This is a genomic window from Mycobacterium sp. NPDC050041 (assembly GCF_049541695.1).
Classification (GTDB): Bacteria; Actinomycetota; Actinomycetes; order Mycobacteriales; family Mycobacteriaceae; genus Mycobacterium.
The window spans coordinates 323,528-341,580 of record NZ_JBMVDG010000001.1; the positions used below are offsets into that span (position 1 = coordinate 323,528).

General features: G+C 68.9%; 16 protein-coding genes. 6 read left to right on the forward strand and 10 right to left on the reverse strand.

What is annotated here, in order from left to right; all coding sequences use genetic code 11:
• Positions 1 to 4 precede the first annotated feature (4 nt).
• From ACPCHZ_RS01765 to ACPCHZ_RS01780, 4 genes are all read right to left on the reverse strand, one after another.
• On the reverse strand, positions 5 to 928 hold the full coding sequence (locus ACPCHZ_RS01765) for an antibiotic biosynthesis monooxygenase (RefSeq protein ID WP_423483156.1): 924 nt from the start codon (positions 926 to 928) through the stop codon (positions 5 to 7).
• Positions 929 to 941: 13 nt separating this feature from the next.
• Entirely contained in the window at positions 942 to 2,339 is a 1,398-nt protein-coding gene (locus ACPCHZ_RS01770; protein ID WP_423483157.1) for an amidohydrolase family protein, read from the reverse strand.
• A gap of 12 nt (positions 2,340 to 2,351) precedes the next feature.
• Complete coding sequence (locus ACPCHZ_RS01775) at positions 2,352 to 3,311, reverse strand: antibiotic biosynthesis monooxygenase (protein WP_423483158.1); 960 nt, start codon at positions 3,309 to 3,311, stop codon at positions 2,352 to 2,354.
• An 81-nt stretch (positions 3,312 to 3,392) separates the two neighbouring features.
• Positions 3,393 to 4,022, reverse strand: coding sequence for a TetR family transcriptional regulator (locus ACPCHZ_RS01780; protein ID WP_423483159.1), 630 nt, complete (start codon positions 4,020 to 4,022; stop codon positions 3,393 to 3,395).
• 95 nt (positions 4,023 to 4,117) lie between these two features.
• Here ACPCHZ_RS01780 and ACPCHZ_RS01785 point away from each other — a divergent pair, with 95 nt between their 5' ends.
• The 3 genes from ACPCHZ_RS01785 to ACPCHZ_RS01795 are packed head-to-tail and all read left to right on the forward strand — an operon-like array spanning position 4,118 to position 7,234.
• Positions 4,118 to 5,119, forward strand: a complete 1,002-nt coding sequence (locus tag ACPCHZ_RS01785; protein WP_423483160.1) for an ABC transporter permease — start codon at positions 4,118 to 4,120, stop codon at positions 5,117 to 5,119.
• 11 nt (positions 5,120 to 5,130) lie between these two features.
• The gene (locus tag ACPCHZ_RS01790; RefSeq protein WP_423483161.1) at positions 5,131 to 6,297 is read left to right on the forward strand and encodes an FAD-binding oxidoreductase; all 1,167 of its coding nucleotides are present in this window, start codon (positions 5,131 to 5,133) and stop codon (positions 6,295 to 6,297) included.
• 22 nt (positions 6,298 to 6,319) lie between these two features.
• Entirely contained in the window at positions 6,320 to 7,234 is a 915-nt protein-coding gene (locus ACPCHZ_RS01795; protein ID WP_423483162.1) for an aldose 1-epimerase, read from the forward strand.
• On the opposite strand, the gene ACPCHZ_RS01800 is transcribed toward ACPCHZ_RS01795, so the two are convergent.
• The 4 genes from ACPCHZ_RS01800 to dnaK all read right to left on the reverse strand — a co-directional run bounded on the left by ACPCHZ_RS01800 (position 7,231) and on the right by dnaK (position 11,389).
• Positions 7,231 to 7,605: a heat shock protein transcriptional repressor HspR gene (locus ACPCHZ_RS01800; protein WP_364977101.1), complete on the reverse strand. Its 375-nt coding sequence runs from the start codon at positions 7,603 to 7,605 to the stop codon at positions 7,231 to 7,233. The two genes, ACPCHZ_RS01795 and ACPCHZ_RS01800, sit on opposite strands and share 4 nt — an antisense overlap.
• Positions 7,605 to 8,774, reverse strand: a complete 1,170-nt coding sequence (dnaJ, locus tag ACPCHZ_RS01805) for a molecular chaperone DnaJ (protein ID WP_364977103.1) — start codon at positions 8,772 to 8,774, stop codon at positions 7,605 to 7,607. The genes ACPCHZ_RS01800 and dnaJ overlap by 1 nt, the downstream gene beginning before the upstream one ends.
• A 162-nt stretch (positions 8,775 to 8,936) precedes the next feature.
• Positions 8,937 to 9,536, reverse strand: coding sequence for a nucleotide exchange factor GrpE (grpE, locus tag ACPCHZ_RS01810; protein WP_423483163.1), 600 nt, complete (start codon positions 9,534 to 9,536; stop codon positions 8,937 to 8,939).
• Entirely contained in the window at positions 9,533 to 11,389 is a 1,857-nt protein-coding gene (gene dnaK, locus ACPCHZ_RS01815) for a molecular chaperone DnaK (RefSeq protein WP_423483164.1), read from the reverse strand. Before dnaK ends, grpE begins: the two co-directional genes overlap by 4 nt.
• A gap of 195 nt (positions 11,390 to 11,584) precedes the next feature.
• Between dnaK and ACPCHZ_RS01820 the strand changes: the two genes are divergently transcribed.
• Positions 11,585 to 12,298 carry an MBL fold metallo-hydrolase gene (locus ACPCHZ_RS01820; protein WP_423483165.1) on the forward strand — a complete coding sequence of 238 codons (714 nt, stop codon included), beginning with the start codon at positions 11,585 to 11,587 and terminating at the stop codon, positions 12,296 to 12,298.
• Positions 12,299 to 12,317: 19 nt separating this feature from the next.
• On the opposite strand, the gene ACPCHZ_RS01825 is transcribed toward ACPCHZ_RS01820, so the two are convergent.
• Positions 12,318 to 14,057 (reverse strand): acyl-CoA dehydrogenase family protein, encoded by a 1,740-nt coding sequence (locus ACPCHZ_RS01825; RefSeq protein ID WP_423483166.1) that lies wholly within the window; start codon positions 14,055 to 14,057, stop codon positions 12,318 to 12,320.
• A 109-nt stretch (positions 14,058 to 14,166) separates the two neighbouring features.
• Positions 14,167 to 14,784, reverse strand: coding sequence for a DUF1942 domain-containing protein (locus ACPCHZ_RS01830; RefSeq protein ID WP_423483167.1), 618 nt, complete (start codon positions 14,782 to 14,784; stop codon positions 14,167 to 14,169).
• A 146-nt stretch (positions 14,785 to 14,930) separates the two neighbouring features.
• On the opposite strand from ACPCHZ_RS01830, the gene ACPCHZ_RS01835 reads away from it, so the two are divergent.
• Together ACPCHZ_RS01835 and ACPCHZ_RS01840 are read left to right on the forward strand one after the other, a co-directional pair.
• Complete coding sequence (locus ACPCHZ_RS01835; protein ID WP_423483168.1) at positions 14,931 to 15,767, forward strand: hypothetical protein; 837 nt, start codon at positions 14,931 to 14,933, stop codon at positions 15,765 to 15,767.
• Complete coding sequence (locus ACPCHZ_RS01840; protein WP_423483169.1) at positions 15,764 to 17,998, forward strand: sphingomyelin phosphodiesterase; 2,235 nt, start codon at positions 15,764 to 15,766, stop codon at positions 17,996 to 17,998. The genes ACPCHZ_RS01835 and ACPCHZ_RS01840 overlap by 4 nt, the downstream gene beginning before the upstream one ends.
• Positions 17,999 to 18,053: the final 55 nt, after the last annotated feature.

Here is an 18,053-nt window from a genome sequence, read left to right on the forward strand (position 1 = left end):
CGGGTCACCGCCGGGCGAGCGTCTCGAAGAGCAACAGCGTGGCGGCGTAGAGCACCACGATCACCGCCGCACCGGCCAGGTTGCTCCGCCAGCCGGTGCCCTCCACCGGGTCGAGCCACCGCCGGAACGGCCGCGACACCCACGGCATCAGCCACCACTGCATCAGCGACACGCTGACCACCTGGCTCAGCCACAACGCCAGCCACGGCGGCGCGAAAAGCCGGTCCAGCACGGGCCCGAGATACCGCGACAATGCCATCACGGTCGGATAGAGCACCAGAAGCAGGAGCATCGCCGACTTCCAGTTCGGCGTCATCACGATGCGGCCGTGCTCGTTGCGCACGGTGGTGCCCAGCGGGGTGGTGCTCGTCATCGGTACGAAGTCCCGGCTCAGGCTGGAACGCAGGTCGGGCAGGTCGGCGACGCGCTGCGGCGACGACGTCCACACCGCGAGCTGCCGGTCGGTTCGGAAGCGCAGCACCGACAGCGATTCGCCGCCCGCGTCGTCGAGGAAGAGCGAGGTCCCCTCGTATCCGCTGAATCGGGCCGCCGCGTCGGTGAGCAGGCCCTGGGCGGTGAGGAATTCGGTGCGTCTGCCCGCGGCGACCCGGTGCCGGAAGGCCGCGACGCCCGGTGGCGGCGGCGAGTCGGCGGCCAGCACGAGCACCGGCGCCGACGGCCACCAACCCTTCTCCCTGCCCGCCCGCAGCACCTCGGCCCGTGCGGTGCTGTCCAGCCACCGGTCCAGCCGCTCTTCGTCAGAGAAGGTGACGGCGACCGCGGGCTCGAACTGCCCGCCCTCGAGGGCGATACGCGTCGAGACGCACCCGTCGGCGTCGGCGGCGCACGCCGTCAGGGAACGGGCCCACTCGCCGAACGGCGCACCGCCGACCGGGTGGAACACCGACACCGCTGTCGCCTGGTCCATGGTCTCGGGCGACCTAGGCGACCACGCGCCGGCCCTGCACGTACACCTCGGCGATCGACGACTCCCGCAGACCCATCAGCAGCGCGAAGAGTGTCTGATCACCGGCCAGGCGGGTGTCGTCGGCGCGAATGGCATTGTGCAGCAATCCTTTCAGTGCACCTTCGGGCCGTACCACCAGGAAGTCGGCCTCCTTGCCCTGGTCGAAGTTGCCGAACCTGTCCTCCATGTCGAGAGCCCGGGCGCCGCCGAGCGTGCCGACGAACAGCAACTCGGCGGGATGCAGCGAGACACCGGCAGCGCCGTCCTCGTTGATGTGCTGTTTGAACGCGTCCCCGAGCACCCGCGGCACCAGCCACTCGTCTCCCCCACCGAAATCCGTTCCCGCAGCGACGTTCACGCCTGCGGCGATGGTCCGCTTCCACGGCATGGTCCCGGAGCCGAGGAACAGCTGCGACACCGGGCAGTGCGCGATCGAGGTGCCGGTCTCCGCCATCCGCGCCAGCTCGGCGTCCTGGCAGTGCACGCAGTGAGCGAGGATGGTCCGTCGGCCCAGCAGGCTCTTGCCGCCGACCTGCGAGCCCGGCAGGAACTTCCCGTCGTAGGTGTCGAGGTAGGTGCCCACCTGATACTCCTGCTTGGTGGAGTCGACCTCGCCGGTGCCCGGGCGGTTGTTCTCGTTCAGGTGGGTGTGCACGTAGACACCGCGGTCGCGGAACTCGTCGTATAGCTCACCGAGATTCCGCAGGGTCTCGGTGGTCACCGACAGTGAGAACCTGGGCACGATCGCCACGTGCAGCAGCGCGGTGTCCACGTCGCCGGTGTCGGCGGCATGCCACTTCTCGATCTCCTCGCGCGTCAACCGGATTGCGTCCTCCTCCGAGGTGATCAGCGGTCCGGCGCTGTCCGGGCCGCGGGTCTGGATGCCGCGGCCCGACACGATCCGCAGACCCGCCTTCCGCGTCTCGGTGAACAAGGCGTCCTGGGCGTGCGGGAACGCCGAACCGAACACCATCGCGGCAGTGGTGCCCGCCGCGATCCGGCGCCGGGTGAACTCCACCGCCGCCTCCTGCGCGAATTCCGGATCCGCGTACCTGGATTCGGAGGGAAAGATGCAGTTGTTCAGCCACTCCAGCAGTTGCCCACCGCCGTAGGAGTCCCCCGCGTAAGTCTGCGGGAAGTGGATGTGGGTGTCGACGAACCCCGGCAGCAGGTAGCCGCCGCGCTGGTCGTGCACCGTCGCCGATGCGTATTCGGCTGGTACCGAGGCTCTTTCACCGGCGAACAGCACCCTGCCGTCGTCACCGACCACCAGCGCGCCGTCCGGGACGGAGACCAGCGCGTCGGCCGCCTCGGTGACGGTCGGGCTACCTGCCAGGTGGAAGACGTGCCCGTAGTGGACATCAATGGTCATGGACTTCCCTCGTCAGAATTCGACCGTGATCAGGTAGAACACCAGCACCCACGCGGCATTGACGAGGAGAACCACCAGCAGACCGCGCAGGTCGGTCGCCGGTTGGCGCGCCCCCCGCCGCGGCGTGAGCCACCAGCCCAGCAGCGGGTTCACGTACCGCGGCATGACGACGTAGCTCATCACGAAGCTGGACAGCAGATTCCCGACCAGCATGGCCAGCCACAACGGCATACCCAGCGGCGCCGTCAGCAGGGAGAGCATCATCACCGTCGGGTAGAGGCCGACCCACACCGCGACCGACGTCTTGAGGTCCGACGGCGGCGGTTGTGCCTTGTCGCCGAACGAGAACCAGTTGCCGAACGAATGGTCGATCCTGCTGAGGGTGTAGTCGCTGAAATCGTCGGCCTCATCGAGCAGGCGCCGGCGTTCGTCGGACGTCAGCCAGGCGTCGAGGTGCTCGGCGGTGTCGAACCGGTAGGAGATCGTCCACTCCTCCTGCACGCCGTCGACCGGGCGGAACACCTCGGAGCCGCGGTAGCCCGGGAACGCGCCCTCGGCTTCGTCGACCCGTCGCTGCCAGTTCAGGAAGTCGTCGATCTTGGCCTCGGCGACCCGGTGCGTCACCACAACCGTGACCAGGGTGTCGGGTTCGCGGCCGCCCTCGGCGATCACCTGCGCGGTGCCGGGGCCGTCGAACCATGCTCCCGCCTCCTCGAGCAGTTCGAGTCGCCTGGCGCTGTTCAACCAGTCCTGGACGTGGCTGACCGAGTCGAACTGGTACACCGCCAGCCAGTCCTGCTGGATTCCGGTGGGTGGCCGCATGTCCGACCCCTGGTAACCGGGGAACCGTGCGGCGGCGGCGTTGACCTCCTGCTGCCAGCGCCGGTACTCGTCGTCGTACCCGTCACGCACGCGCTGACCGATGATCAGCGTGGCCGCGCCGCCTGTCGCGTCGACCGCAGCGCCACTCATCGGCGACCTCCAGCGAAATACAGCCGTCGGACCCGGCTCGTCGCAGAACGTTATCCCGCAGTCCTGTCGACCGCTACCGGATCACGGCGATGGCAGCCCGAGGTCGTCGGGGTCGGCGGTGAGGTAGCGCGTCACGGTGGGTGCGAGCAGGCCGACGAGTTGGTCGCCGGTCAACGTGGCCAGCGGCGGGATCTTCATCACGTAGCGCAGCATCGCGGTGCCGACCAGTGTGGTCGCCGCGAGCATCGCACGCAGCCGGGCTGATTCGTCGCCGCCGAGCACGCCGGCCACGGCGGTCAGCACGTAGTTCTGCATGAAGCTGCGGAACGCCTCGTGTGCATCGGTGTTCGACGTCGCCGACTGCAGCATCGTCACCATGCTCGGCCCGGTGTCGGGCGACTCCCAGATCCGCAGATACGCCCGCACCATCCGGGTGCCGACATCGCCGTCGCCGTCGGCCAGCGCGTCGACGAGCATCTGCGGCTCGAGGATCAGGCGCAGCGATTCGCGGAACAGGTCGAGTTTCGAGCCGAACAGGTACAGCACCATCGACGGGTCCACGTGGGCGTCGTCGGCGATCGCACGCAACGTGGTGCGCTCATACCCCTCGCTGGCGAACCGCTTCTTGGCCGCGGCCAGCACAGCGTCGCGCGACACCGGCTCACCCTGCCGCCGGCCCCGGCGGCGCACCGTCTTCGCTGGTGGAGCCATTCGACGACAATATCATTTCAATAGTTGTTGAAAACTTGTCCGCGCAGCGATACGCTCCTCGCATCGAATTCAACGGTCAATGAAAAGGAGCGGTCATGGCGACGACTTCCGCACCGCACGCCCAGCACGCGGTGCCCACCCACGAACCGCCGGCCGCGGTGCGCGCCGCCGGGATCCTCGCCGTCCTCACGGTGGGGCTGGCCACCATCGCGATCGCCTTCGCGCTGCCCGCCACCAAATCGGCTCCGCACGACGTCCCGATCGGCATCGCCGGCCCGCAGGCCGCCAACGGACAGCTCACCGAACGGCTCGACCGCCAGGCGCCCGGCGCCTTCGCGGTGACCTACTTCCCCGGCGAGACCGCGCTACGGGACGCGATCCTGCACCGCGACGTGTACGGCGGCATCGCCCTCGGACCCGACGGCCCGCGCCTGCTCATCGCCACCGGCGCAGGCCCGGCCGTCGCGCAGATGCTCACCCAGCTCGGCAACGGCCTCGCCCAACAAACCGGTGCCCCCCTCCAGACCGAGGACCTGGCCCCGCCCACCGCCGACGATCCCCGCGGCGTCGGGCTGCCGGCCTCGGCGCTGCCCATCACCCTGGCCGGCATGCTGCCGGCGATCGCGCTGGTGCTCGTGCTGCGCCGCGAGGTATGGACGCGTCTGGCGGCCGTCGTCCTGTACGCGCCGGTGGCCGGCCTCACCGTCGCCGCCCTGCTGCGTTACGTCTTCGGCTCGATCGACCAGAACCTCTGGGGCGTGGCCGCCGGACTCACGCTCGGCGTGCTGGCTTCCGGGCTGCTGCTGCTCGGCCTCGGATCGCTGTTCGGCCGGCCCGGCCTGATCGCCGGTGCCCTGGTGGCCGTGCTGCTCGGCAACCCGCTCTCGGGCCTGGCCGCCGCGCCGGAACTGCTGCCCAGCGGCTGGGGTGAGCTGGGCCAGCTGCTGCCGCAGGGCGCCACCGCCACGCTGCTGCGGTCGACGGCGTTCTTCTCCGGCCACGGCGCTGGCACCGCGATCGCCGTCCTGACCTGCTGGGCGGTCTTCGGCGCGACGCTGGTGTTCATCGCCGCGATGCGCCGCAACAGGGTCACTTAGACTCGAACGGCGTGGGACTCGACGACCGTGACGCGCTGATGCTGCTGCGCGATGCCGTCGACCCCGCCCTCGGCTCCGACGAGACGATCCGCCGGTTCTACACCCACTGGTTCGCCATCGACCTCTCGGCACGCGACCTGTTCCCCCCGGACATGGAGCAGCAACGCAGGGTCTTCGCCCAGGCGATGACCTGGCTGTTCGGGGAACTGATCGCCCAGCGCGCCGAGGAGCCGGTGGCGTTCCTCGCTCAGCTCGGTCGTGACCACCGCAAATACGGTGTCACCCAGGCGCATTACGACTCGATGGCGCACGCGCTGTCCACGGCGCTGCGCGACCGGCTCAGCGACCACTGGGACGACCGGCTGGCCGAGGCCACCCACGACGCGGTCACGCTGGCCACCGGCGTGATGCGCGGCGCCGCGGACGCCGAGGCGGCGCCGGCCTACTGCGACGGCACGGTGATCGAACACATCCGCGCCTGCCGGGACGTGTCGGTGGTGCGGCTGCAGCTCGACCAGCCGCTGTTCTACCACCCCGGCCAGTACGTGACCGTCCAAGTGCCGCAATGGCCCCGGCGCTGGCGCTACCTGAGCCCCTCCATCCCCGCGGACCGCGGCGGGGCGATCGAGTTCCACATCCGGTCGGTGCCCGGCGGCATGGTGAGCACCGCCATCATCGGCGAGACGCAGCACGGCGACCGGTGGCGGCTGTCCAGCCCGCACGGCGGCCTGCACGTCGACCGGGCGGGCGGTGACGTGCTGATGGTCGCGGGCAGCACCGGGCTGGCGCCGCTACGGACCCTGATCATGGACATGACCCGGTTCGGCGACAACCCGCGGGTGCACCTGTTTTTCGGCGCCCGGTTCCCCTGCGACCTCTACGATCTGAACACGCTGTGGCAGGTCGCGTCGACCAACCCGTGGCTCTCGGTGACGCCGGTGTCGGAGTTCAGCACCGATCCGCCGTGGGCGGCCGACTTCCCCGACGTCCGACCGCCGCGTGGCCTGCACGTCCGGCAGACCGGACTGCTGCCGGACGTGGTGACCCGCTACGGCAACTGGGGCGACCGGCAGATCCTGGTCTGCGGCGGCCCGCGGATGGTCGAGGCGACCAAATCGGCGCTGATCGCCAAAGGCGCACCGGCCGAACGGATCCAACACGACCCGCTCGCGAGCTGACCGTCCGTGACAGACTCGGACGATGCCTGACCACACTCCCGTCACCCTGCGCGATCCGTCGTCCTCGCTGACCGCCACCTACGTCCCGTCGGCCGGCATGATCTGCACGTCCCTGGCCGACGACGGTGAAGAGTTCCTCGGCCAGCGCCGCGGGGTCGAGGCCTACATCGACGCCGGCAAGACGATGGGCATCCCGATCCTGTACCCGTGGGCGAACCGGTTGGGCGCCAACACCTACGGCGTCGACGGCGAGCAGGTCACCCTGACCCCCGGCGAGGCGGGGGTGCGCACCGACGAACACGGCACGCCCATCCACGGCGTGCTGGCCGCCGATCCCGGCTGGGACGTCGTCGAACAGAACGACCACCGGCTGGTCGCGAGCCTCGACTGGGGCGCGACGCCGCGGCTGATGGAGTCGTTCCCGTTCCCGCATGTGCTGACCATGACCGTGGCACTGGAGGACCGCAGGCTGACCGTGGCCACCACCGTGACGGCGTCCACCGACACCCCGGTGCCGCTGTGCTACGGCTACCACCCGTACCTGACGGTGCCCGGTGTGCCGCGCGAGGAGTGGGAGCTGCAGACCCCCGCCATGCGGCGGCTGCCCACCGACGACCGCGGCATCCCGACCGGGGACCACGCCGAGTGGGCGGCCGAATCGGAACCGTTAGGACGCCGCGAACTCGACGACGGATTCGACCAGGTGCCCGAGGGGGCGGTGTTCGCGCTGTCCGGCGGCGGCCGGCGGATCGAGGTCACCTACGTGCGCGGGTACCCCGCTGCCCAGCTCTTCGCGCCGGGCAGCGACGCCGTGGTCGGCATCGAGCCGATGACCGCGCCGACCGACGCACTGCGACGCGGCGGCTACAGGACGGCGGAGCCCGGCGACGGGCCCCACTCGGGGGACACCGCCACGTTCACCATCACCATCGGCTAGCGCTTGTGGCGCGGCTGCCAGACCACAAGCGCCTTCGACGACACCGCGACATCGCGCCGCTGACCGGCGCGCAGCTCGTCGATCTCGGCGGCCATCTCCTTGAGCCGAGACTGCAGCGCCTCGACCTGATTGGTCAGCTCGATGATGCGCTTGATCCCGGCCAGGTTGACGCCCTCGTCCTGGGACAGTCGCTGCACCTCACGCAGCAGGTCGACGTCGCGCTGCGAATACCGCCGTCCGCCACCGGAACTGCGCTGCGGGCTGACCAGACCGAGCCGGTCGTACGTGCGGAGCGTCTGCGCATGCATGCCGGCCAGTTCGGCGGCCACCGAGATCAGGAACGTGCGAGCGTCGTCGGCACGCTTGGGCATCACGCACCCGCCCATCCCGCCCGCGGGTCGAATCCGCTGGCGCGCTCGGCTTTCGCGTACGCCTCCAGTGCCTCGGCGGCCTCACCCTCGAGATTCGGCGGCACCGCGACCTTCACCGTGACCAGCAGGTCGCCGTGGCCACCCGACCGCTTCGGCACGCCGCGTCCGCGCACCCGCAGGATGCGGCCGTCGGAGGTGCCGCGAGGCACCCGCACGCCGACCTTGCCTTCCAGTGTCGGCACCGAAAGTGTTGTGCCTAGTGCGAGTTCATGGAAGCTCACCGGCACCGACACGGTCAGGTCGTCACCGTCGCGGCCGAACACCTTGTCCGGGCGGACATGCACGGTCACGTACAGGTCACCCGAGGGCGCCCCGCGCAGCCCGGCCTCGCCCTGGCCGGCCAGCCGGATGCGCTGACCGTCCTCGACACCCGGTGGGATCCGGACGTTGATGGTGCGGGTGCGGGTGGTGACGCCGGAGCCACTGCACTCACCGCAGGGGTGCTCGATGATCGAGCCGCTGCCCTTGCACTCGGTGCACGGCTCCGAGAAGCCGAACGCCCCCTGGTTGCGGTTCACCACACCCGAGCCGTTGCAGTTCGGGCACACCTTGGGGCTGGTGCCCGGACGGGCACCGCTGCCATGGCAATTCGTGCACGGCGCCTGGCTGGTCAGCCGCAGCGGCATCGCCACGCCCTTGGTGGCTTCCAGGAACGACAGTTCGGCCTCGGTCTCGAGGTCGTTGCCGCGCCGCGGCCGGGTAGGCCGTGGCTGGGCGGCGCCCCGGCCGAACAGCCCGCCGAACAGGTCGCCGATGTTGGCGCCGCCGGTCTGGCCTGCCGCGTCGAAGAGGTCGTTCAGGTTGAACTCGGCACCGTCACCACCGGTGCCGAACGTGCTGCCGCTGTACCGGCCGCCGCGACCGAAACCGCCTCCGGCGAAGAGCCTTCGGGTCTCGTCGTACTCCTTGCGCTTGGCCGTATCCGACAGCACGCTGTGGGCTTCCGACACCGCCTTGAACCGCTCAGAGGCGGCCGGATCGGGGTTGGTGTCGGGGTGCAGGTCGCGGGCCAGCTTGCGGTAGGCACGCTTGATGTCGTCGGCGCTGGCGTCAGAGGAGACGCCCAGCTCCTTGTAGAAGTCCTTCTCGACCCATTCTCGTTGGGCCATTACCGCGTCACCCCCTCACCTTTCTGAAGTCGGGTGTTGTTCGATTGTGCTGCCTGGCGGGCCCGCCGGCCGGGTTTCCGGGCCGACGTGCCGCAGGTGTCGTGGCTCCCGCCCGCCGGAAGAGCGGCGGCCGGGGGCACATCGACCCCCGACCGCCGGCGCTCATTCCGCGTCCTGAGCGGGGCCGGACTGCTCACCGGCACCGCCGGCCGGTGCCTCGGGCACCGTGTCCACCACGCCGACGAGCGCGTGGCGCACCACCTGTTCGCCGACCCGGTATCCGCGTCGCATCACGGTGCCGACGATCGGATGGGTGCCTTCGCCCTCGTGCTGCACGGCCTCGTGCAGCGCCGGGTCGAACGGATCGCCCTCTTCGCCGAATCCGGAGAGCCCCAGTCCTTCCAGCGCGGTCGCCAGCTTGTCGGCGACCGACTTCAACGGGCCGGACTCCAGATCTCCGTGGCTGCGCGCCCGGTCGAGGTCGTCGAGCACGGGCAGCAGCTGGGTGACGGCCGCGACCTTGGCCCGCTCGGCGATGAGCTGCTGATCGCGCAGCGTCCGCTTGCGGTAGTTGTCGTACTCGGCCTTCACCCGTTGCAGGGTGCCCTTGAGTTCGGCGACTTCGTCGGAGTCCGACTCGGGGGCGCCGGCGGCGGGCGCCGGCTCACTGGGAGCCGGCGCCTCGCGTACCTCACCGGTGTCGGGATCGATGCGCCGTTTGTCGGTGATGGTCACCGGCTCGTGCGGATCGCTCTCACTCACTTGTTCTCCCGGTCATCCTCGACGACCTCGGCATCGACGACGTCGTCATCGCTGTTGGTGGAGCCGCCCGCAGGGCCACCCGCGGTCTGCTCGGCCTGGGTGGCCTCGTAGATCGCCTGACCCAGCGCCTGGCTCTCCTCGCCCAGCTTCTCCATCGCGGCCTTGATGGCCGAGATGTCGGTGCCGGCCAGCGCCGACTTCGCGTCGGCCACGGCGGAGTCCACCTTGGTCAGCGTGTCCTCGGGGACCTTGGAGCCACCTTCGGCCTCGCGCTGCTCCTTGACGAACTTCTCCGTCTGGTAGACCAGCGACTCGGCCTGGTTGCGGACGTCGGCCTCCTCGCGACGCTGGCGGTCCTCCTCGGCGTGCGCCTCGGCGTCCTTGATCATCCGGTCGATCTCCTCCTTGGACAGGCCGGAGCCCTCCTGGATGCGGATCGTGTTCTCCTTGCCGGTGCCCTTGTCCTTCGCGGTGACGTGCACGATGCCGTTGGCGTCGATGTCGAACGTCACCTCGATCTGGGGCACGCCGCGCGGAGCCGGCGGGATACCGGTCAGCTCGAAGCTGCCGAGCAGCTTGTTGTGCGAGGCGATCTCGCGCTCACCCTGGAACACCTGGATCTGCACCGACGGCTGGTTGTCGTCGGCGGTGGTGAACGTCTCCGACCGCTTGGTCGGGATCGTGGTGTTGCGCTCGATGAGCTTGGTCATCACGCCGCCCTTGGTCTCGATACCAAGGCTCAGCGGGGTGACGTCGAGCAGCAGGACGTCCTTGACCTCACCCTTGAGCACACCGGCCTGCAGGGCCGCGCCGACCGCGACGACCTCGTCGGGATTGACGCCCTTGTTGGGCTCCTGCCCACCGGTCATCTCCTTGACGAGCTCGGAGACCGCGGGCATCCGGGTGGAGCCGCCGACCAGCACGACGTGGTCGATGTCGGACACCGAGATGCCGGCATCCTTGATCACCTGCTGGAACGGCTTGCGGGTGCGGTCCAGCAGATCCTGGGTGATGCGCTGGAACTCGGCCCGGCTGAGCTGCTCGTCGAGGAACAGCGGGTTCTTGTCGGCGTCGACGGTGATGTAAGGCAGGTTGATCGAGGTGCTCTGGCTCGAGCTGAGTTCGATCTTGGCCTTTTCGGCCGCCTCACGGAGCCGCTGCATGGCCATCTTGTCCTTGGTCAGGTCGATGCCCGCAGAAGCCTTGAACTTGTCGACGAGCCACTCGACGATCCGGTCGTCCCAGTCGTCGCCACCGAGGTGGTTGTCACCCGAGGTGGCGCGCACCTCGACGACGCCTTCGCCGATCTCCAGCAGGGACACGTCGAACGTGCCGCCGCCGAGGTCGAAGACCAAGATGGTCTGTTCCTTCTCGCCCTTGTCCAGGCCGTAGGCCAGGGCGGCCGCGGTGGGCTCGTTGACGATGCGCAGCACGTTCAGGCCGGCGATCTGGCCGGCCTCCTTGGTGGCCTGCCGCTGGGCGTCGTTGAAGTACGCCGGAACGGTGATGACCGCGTCGGTGATGTCCTCACCCAGGTAGCTCTCGGCGTCGCGCTTGAGCTTCTGCAGGATGCGCGCGCTGATCTCCTGGGGCGTGTAGTTCTTGCCGTCGATCTCCACGGACCATTCCGTGCCGATCTCGCGCTTGACCGAACGGATGGTCCGGTCGACGTTGGTGACCGCCTGGTTCTTGGCGGGCTGGCCGACGAGCACCTCGCCGTTGCGGGCGAATGCGACGACCGACGGTGTGGTGCGCGAGCCCTCCGAGTTCGCGACGACGACGGGATCGCCGCCTTCGAGCACCGCGACCACGGAGTTGGTGGTCCCGAGGTCGATTCCGACCGCACGAGCCATGGTGTTGCCTCCTGATTAGATACGTAGGGTCTGAGCGGACCGCACTCAAGACTGCAACCGCTGACCGCTTCGTGTCAACCCAGACTTGAGCCTGATTCACTCAACTTGTTCGAAAGCCTCAACGGGGCCGCCCGCCGATTTGTTCCCGACGGCGTATTTGGTCCGAAACGGTCCCGGTCGGCGGACGATCGAGGCATGGACACCGTTGTGGACGAGATCGCACCCGGGGTCTTCCGGCTGTCGACCTGGATACCGGACATCACCGAGCACGGCTTCACGATGAACCAGTTCCTGCTGACCGGCGACGAACCGTTTCTCTTCCACTGCGGCCAGCGCCAGCTGTTCCCGCTGGTGTCCGCGGCGCTTGGCCGGGTCATGCCCGTCGAGGAGCTGCGGTGGATCTCCTTCGGCCACATGGAGGCCGACGAGTGCGGAGCGGTGAACCACTGGCTGGCGGCCGCGCCGCACGCCGAGGTGATCCACGGCCCGCTGGCATGCATGCTGTCGCTCAACGACATGTGCGACCGCCCGCCAGTGGCGGCCACCGACGAGCCGCTCGACACCGGGGGGCACCGCCTCCGCTTCCTGCCGACACCCCACGTCCCGCACAACTGGGAGGCCGGCCTCTGGTTCGACGAGAGCACCGGCACGTTGTTGACCGGCGACCTGTTCACCCACGTCGGCAGGTGCGCGCCGCTCGCCGAGTCCGACCTGGTCGGGCCCGCCCTGCAGGCCGAGGAGTTCTTCCGCGCGACGGGCCTGACCGACACGCTGGCGCCGACGCTGACCGCGTTGGCGGACCTGCGTCCGACGACGCTGGCGACGATGCACGGCGCCTCGTTCGCCGGCGACGGCGCAGCTCAGCTGCACGCGCTCGCCGACGGGTACGCCGCGATGGCGCGCGCGTGACGGGCGGACGTCCCCGCCGTCAGGGCCGCATCTCGTAGGCGCCGTCGTAGGACACCACCTGCGTCCACACCCGGTCGAACCGGTCGGCGTCGGCCACCGGCTTGCGCACCGCCGACACCGCCCAGCTCTGCTGCGCGTCGGTCGAACTCGGCTTACCGTGCAGCGCGACGGCGTAGCCGGAGAAATCGCGGACGGCGACATCGAAGACCTGATCGAGCAGGTCGGCGTCGAGGCCGGTGATCTCGGCCTGCTCGAGGATCAGCTGGCCGTAGACCACCAGGGAGAACAGGTGCCCGACGACGAGCACGAAGTCCAGGTCGCGCTGCTGGTCGGCGTCCGGCGGTGACGTCGTCAGCAGGTCCTTCAGCGCCTGCACCTGCTCGTAGAACACCGCCACGTTGGGCACGCCGAGGTGCCTCTCGTACACCGGCGCCCAGTCCGCGAACTGGACCTTCGACGCACCCCGGGCCGGGCCCTGGGACCAGAAGAACACGTCGTCGGCCGGGTCGCGGCGGGTGCCGATCTCCGGATAGCCCGCCGGGTTGAACATGTAGTTCGGCATGAACTTGAGGATCTGCGCGACGTTGACGTGCACGGTGCCCTCGAGCCTCGGCAGGGCGCCGATGAGGCGGGCGACCTCGCAGAAGTAGGTGTTCCGCTCGAAACCCTTGGCGGCGAGGATGTCCCACAGCAGGGTCACCACCTTCTCGCCCTCCGAGGTCACCTTCGACTTGGTGACGGGGTTGAACAGCAGGTAGCGGCGGTCGTCGAGACTCGCGCTGCGGAAGTAGTCGACGGCGCGGTCACTGAAAAGTTTCATCGCGACCAGGCGGGCGAACGCCTCGACGAATCCCGCACGCACGTGCGGGAAGTCGGTGACCGGGTTGCCGTACAGGATGCGGTTGTTGGCATGGGTGATCGCCTCGTAGAAGGCGTGCTCGCACATCCCGATCGAGCCGCTGCACAGGTTGAACTTGCCGACGTTGACGGTGTTGAGGGCGGCGGAGAAGGCGTCGGGCCCAGTGCACAGGATGTCCTCCTCGTGCACCGGGTACTCGTTGAGCCGAAAGTTGCTCACGAACATCTGGCCGTGCACCACGTTGCCGATCAACTCGTAGTTCTCGTGTCCGGAGTCGGCGACGAACCACACGTAACCGTCGGCCCCGTCGACGTCGGTGCGGCGCGAGAACACCGACACCATGCCCGCCACGTTGCCGTTGCCGATGTAGTACTTCTCGCCCGACGCCCGGAACACCACTCCCTCGTCGTCGTCGGCGCTCGCCGGCGTCAGCAGCAGGTCGGTGTTGTAGATGTCGGCGCCGTGTTCACGTTCGGAGAGCGCGAATGCCATCACCCCGCCGTCCTCGAGCTGCGCGGCGGCCTTCTCCTTGGCCTTGATGTTGTCGCTCTGCCAGATCGGCCCGAGCCCGAGGATCGTGACCTGCTCGGCGTACCAGTAGGCCAGGCCGTAGAAGCCGAGGATCTCGCTGAGTGCGGCGTTGCGGGAGGTGTCCCAGCGCTTGTCCGGATTGCCACCGCCGTACTCGGACGGGGTCAGGAACGTCGCGAACAGCCGTTCCCTCTTGATGAAGTCGAGGAAATCCGACACCCAGGCGGCCTGCAGATCGTCGTCGAGAAGCCTGGTCTTCCCGCGCGTCTCGAACCAGTCGATCAGCGCACGGAGCAGCCTGCGGGTCTCGGCGTCGAAATGTTGCGGGTCATAGGCGTTGGGATCGAGCAGCAGTCCGCTCTTGGGCATGGCGGCCCCTTCCGTCGGGCGGTCGGCGTCGAATCTACGGCTCCGTGGGTCCGCTCCGACCGGAAACCGCCACGATGGCTCGTGACCGCCGCGCCAGAGGCAGGGCGATCTAGCCGGAGTCCTCTTCGCCGCCTTCCTCGGTGTCCACGGCTTCACCTTCGAGGTACGGCAGGCCGAGTTCCTCGTCGGTCTCATCGGGCACTCCTTGCGAGCCGCCACCCTCGCCGCCTGCCGAATCGCTGCCCTCGCCTTCGCTGCCGGGCAGCGGCTGACCGGCCTGCACCCAGGTCAGCACATCCCCGGCCCCGTTGTTGAAGACCACGCTGTTCGGCGCCTCCCCGACGACGTCGAAGTAGATCTGGCCCTTTCTCGTATCGCCCTGCAGCAGAGGGAATGTGCTGAGATTCGAGACGTCGGACCGCACGGGATAGCTGGCACCGCTCGCAGAGCGGGCGGTGAAGGACGGCACCGCCGGGATGACCGTGCCCTGCAGTGCTTTGGCCATCACCGTGGCCTCGTAGAGCTGGCCGCCGACCGGGGGTGCGATGGGGGCCGAGCTCGGCACGATCCTGCTCACCGTGTACGCGACTTGAGTGCCGTTCTGATTCGCTGTCGCCTCGCTTCCCGCGACCTGGATGCTGCTCTCTGCCGCCGCCGGCGACGCGGTACCGATGCCGGCCATCACTGCGCCGGCGGCGACGACTCCGGCCAATTTCGTAGTGTCCACGGTGAAAACTCCCTTGTCGTTGTGTTTGGTAGACGGCGTTACCCGAAGATCAAAAATTGAAACTCCGTCTCCGCGCGGCGGGTAGCCGACTACCCCATCGGTCAAGATCACCCCCACCGCGGCGGCCGAGCCGACAGACTGAGCCGATGACAGTCCTGTTCACGGAGTTCCTGGGCGGCCGGGTGTTCGAGGTCGACGCGGACACCCTTGATGCGGGGACGCTGATGGAGTTCGGCGGCGCCACGCTGTCCGGTCCGTCGGGGGCCGCGCGGGACGGCACGGGAGCAGTGGCGATCGCCGAGTTGACCGCGGACAGCGTCGCCGCGGCGGACTTCGGCGGCGGGTGGACCCGCTTCGGCTCGTCCGGCGGCGGGACCGGTGAGTTCCGACGACCGGTGGCGACCGCGTTCAGCGGCGGGCGGATCGTGGTCCTCGACGGCGGCAACTCCCGACTGGTGTTCATCGACGACATCGGCGGCGGGGGCTGGACCACCTACGGGCAACTCGGTGCCCCCACCGTCGCGGATCCGGCGGAAGGGGCGTACGCCGATCCCCGCGGACTGGCGGTCGACACGAGCGACCGCATCTGGGTCACCGACCCCGGCGCCCGCCGGCTCACCCGCATCGACGGCGATCTCGGCGGGTGGACGCAGATCTCGCTGCCGGGCGGCGCCAAACCCACTGTGCCGTATGGCGTCTGCGCCTATCTGGACGGCGTCGCGCTCGTCGACGTCGGCAACCGCCGGCTGCTGATCGTCGACGACGCCGGGACGCGGGCGGTGACACTCGACGGTTCGGCGTGGCCGGCCCCCACCTTCGTCGCGGCGGCCGGTGACAACCTGGTGGTCGCCGATCTGCGGGCCAGCGAGCTGCGGCTACTGCAACCGGCAGGCGACGACTACGACGAGGTGGCACGGCTACGTGGCAGTCCACCCGATGTGGTTGTGCCGCTGTTCGACTCGATAGGAGGGCTCGGATCGTGAGCGACTCGATGCGAATCCTCACCTACAACGTCCAGATGCGTTCGGCGCTGATGGAGATGGGCTTCCCGCCGTCGATACCGCCGGTCTACACCGCGCCGCAGCGCGCCGCGCTCATCGCGAAGGCGATCCTGAACAGCCCGGAGGAGATCGACGTCGTCTGCCTCAACGAGGTCTTCGACGAACCCGCCCGCGACGTGCTCAGCGCAAAATTGCGCGCGAAGTTCCCCTACCAGGTGGCCAAGGCCGACACGTTCCACACCCGCATCGTCAGACCCGGATTCGCCGGCGACCTGCAGGAGGCGGTCTGGGAGATCACCATGGGCCCGCTGGCGGATCTCGCCGGCCTGGCTGCGCTGAAGTTCGAGGACAGCGGCCTGTTCCTGGCGAGCCGCTACCCGTTCGCGACGGTGCCCGCGCCGCCCGATGCCGCCGACCTGCTCGACCCGGCGTTCGCCGGGAAGGTCCCCGTGGTGCGGTTCCTGATGTACGCCGCGGCATCCGACAACGACAAGTTCGCCGCCAAGGGGGTGCTCTACGCGCGGCTGAAGCCGTCCGGCACCGACGAGCGACACGTCTTCATCAGCCACACCCAGGCCGACACCGAGAAGATCGGCGAAAACACCGGCGACCGCCGCAAGCAGATGCGAGACGTGGCGAAGTTCATCGAACGATGCGTCGAGGAATCGCCGCCCTTCAGCCAGGAGGTGTTCTTCCTCGGCGACCTGAACGTCGTGGGCCATCGTGACCATGATGGCGCACCGGCTCCCGGCGAGGCCGGCGACGAGTGGAGGTCCCTGTTCGGCAAGCCCGGTGCGCCGCTGCACGACCAGGTCGTCGATCGGTGGGGACGTGACCAGTGCCCGGGCGGTGGAAGTGGGCGCAACGACCGGGGATTCACCGCCGACGCGGTGTACCCGCCGTACCGGCAGCGGCTGGACTATGTGTTCACCTCGGCGACGAGCCGATTGGCCGTGCAGCACCTGCGCATCGACAGGGAGCTGGCCGACCCACATGGGCTCGTCCCGTACCTCAGCGACCACCATCCGCTGCGCGCAGACTTCCACGAGGCCAATCCGTTCCGGACACCGGCGACCGCGGTCGACGTGCCGAGCCAGGTGGACTACACCGGCAGCGGGACCCTGCAGGAGGGTTCCGTGCAGTGGTTCCGCGTGGACGTGCCGGGCACCTACGACATCAGGCTGGAGGTGCACCGCACCCCGATGGGGTTCGAGATCTACCTCGGCGACGACTTCTCGACACCGCAGCCGCCGTACCGCAACCCGAGCGACCCGGAACTCGGCGAGCGGTTCGTGCTGATGGCGCCGTTCTTCATCAAGGTGTTCCTGCGAAAGCGGCGCAGCGAAGGGAATTTCACACTGCACATGCACCGCCACGAGGGGCGGACGTGGCGCGACGCGATCGTGCTGATACCCGAGAAGGCGCGCACGGAATGGTTTCCGGAGCAGCCCTTCAACATCGATACCGGCGACGCCGACTGGGACGACAGTGAGAGCAAGTGGTTCCTGGTGGAGACGCCGCGCATCGCACTGCCGCGACCGGTCGAACTGTTCGTCGACGTCGAGTACGCGGTCGTGGACGGTGCGTACCCCACCGATGTCCTGCTGACCGTGGGCCGCTGGGACGGCGTCAACGTCCCCGCCGAGTGGCTCTTCGACTCCGGGCCCGACAGCCAGCCGAACGTCGGGTGGGAAGCCAAGGAGAACGAACACTTCTTCGTCCTGGTGCAACGCACGACGGACCCGTCACGCAAGGTCGAGTTCAAGATCGTGTTGCGCACGCCGATCAATCTGCTCCTCACCTCGCCCGCCATCGAGACCACCCTGACCTGCCAGCAGGAGACGTCGGGCTGGGGCGCCGACGACATCGCCCTGCAGGTGCGCGCCGACGGGCAGATGATCGTCGACCTCCCCAACTCGGTCATCGGTGACTTCGAGGACGACGCGGTACGCACCGTCGGCGACAAGTTCTCCGCCCCGCGAACGGTCTATCTCGACGGGGTCGAGGTGTCGGTGATCGAGGAGGACGACATCGACGACAACGACGTCGGCACGGGATTCATCCCACCGGTTGCCGACGCGAGGTCGACCCCCGACTTCACGGTGCTCGACGAAGGTCTCGACGGCCGCATCTCCGGTGTGGCCAGGATCAGGGTCGACGACGGGTGGTACGCCTTCGCCTGCCGGATCGCGCGCTGGCATCCGGAGGCCTGACACTCACAACGGCTGCGCTTCTCGTCCCACGCGAACATCGCCGTGACAGGGTGGC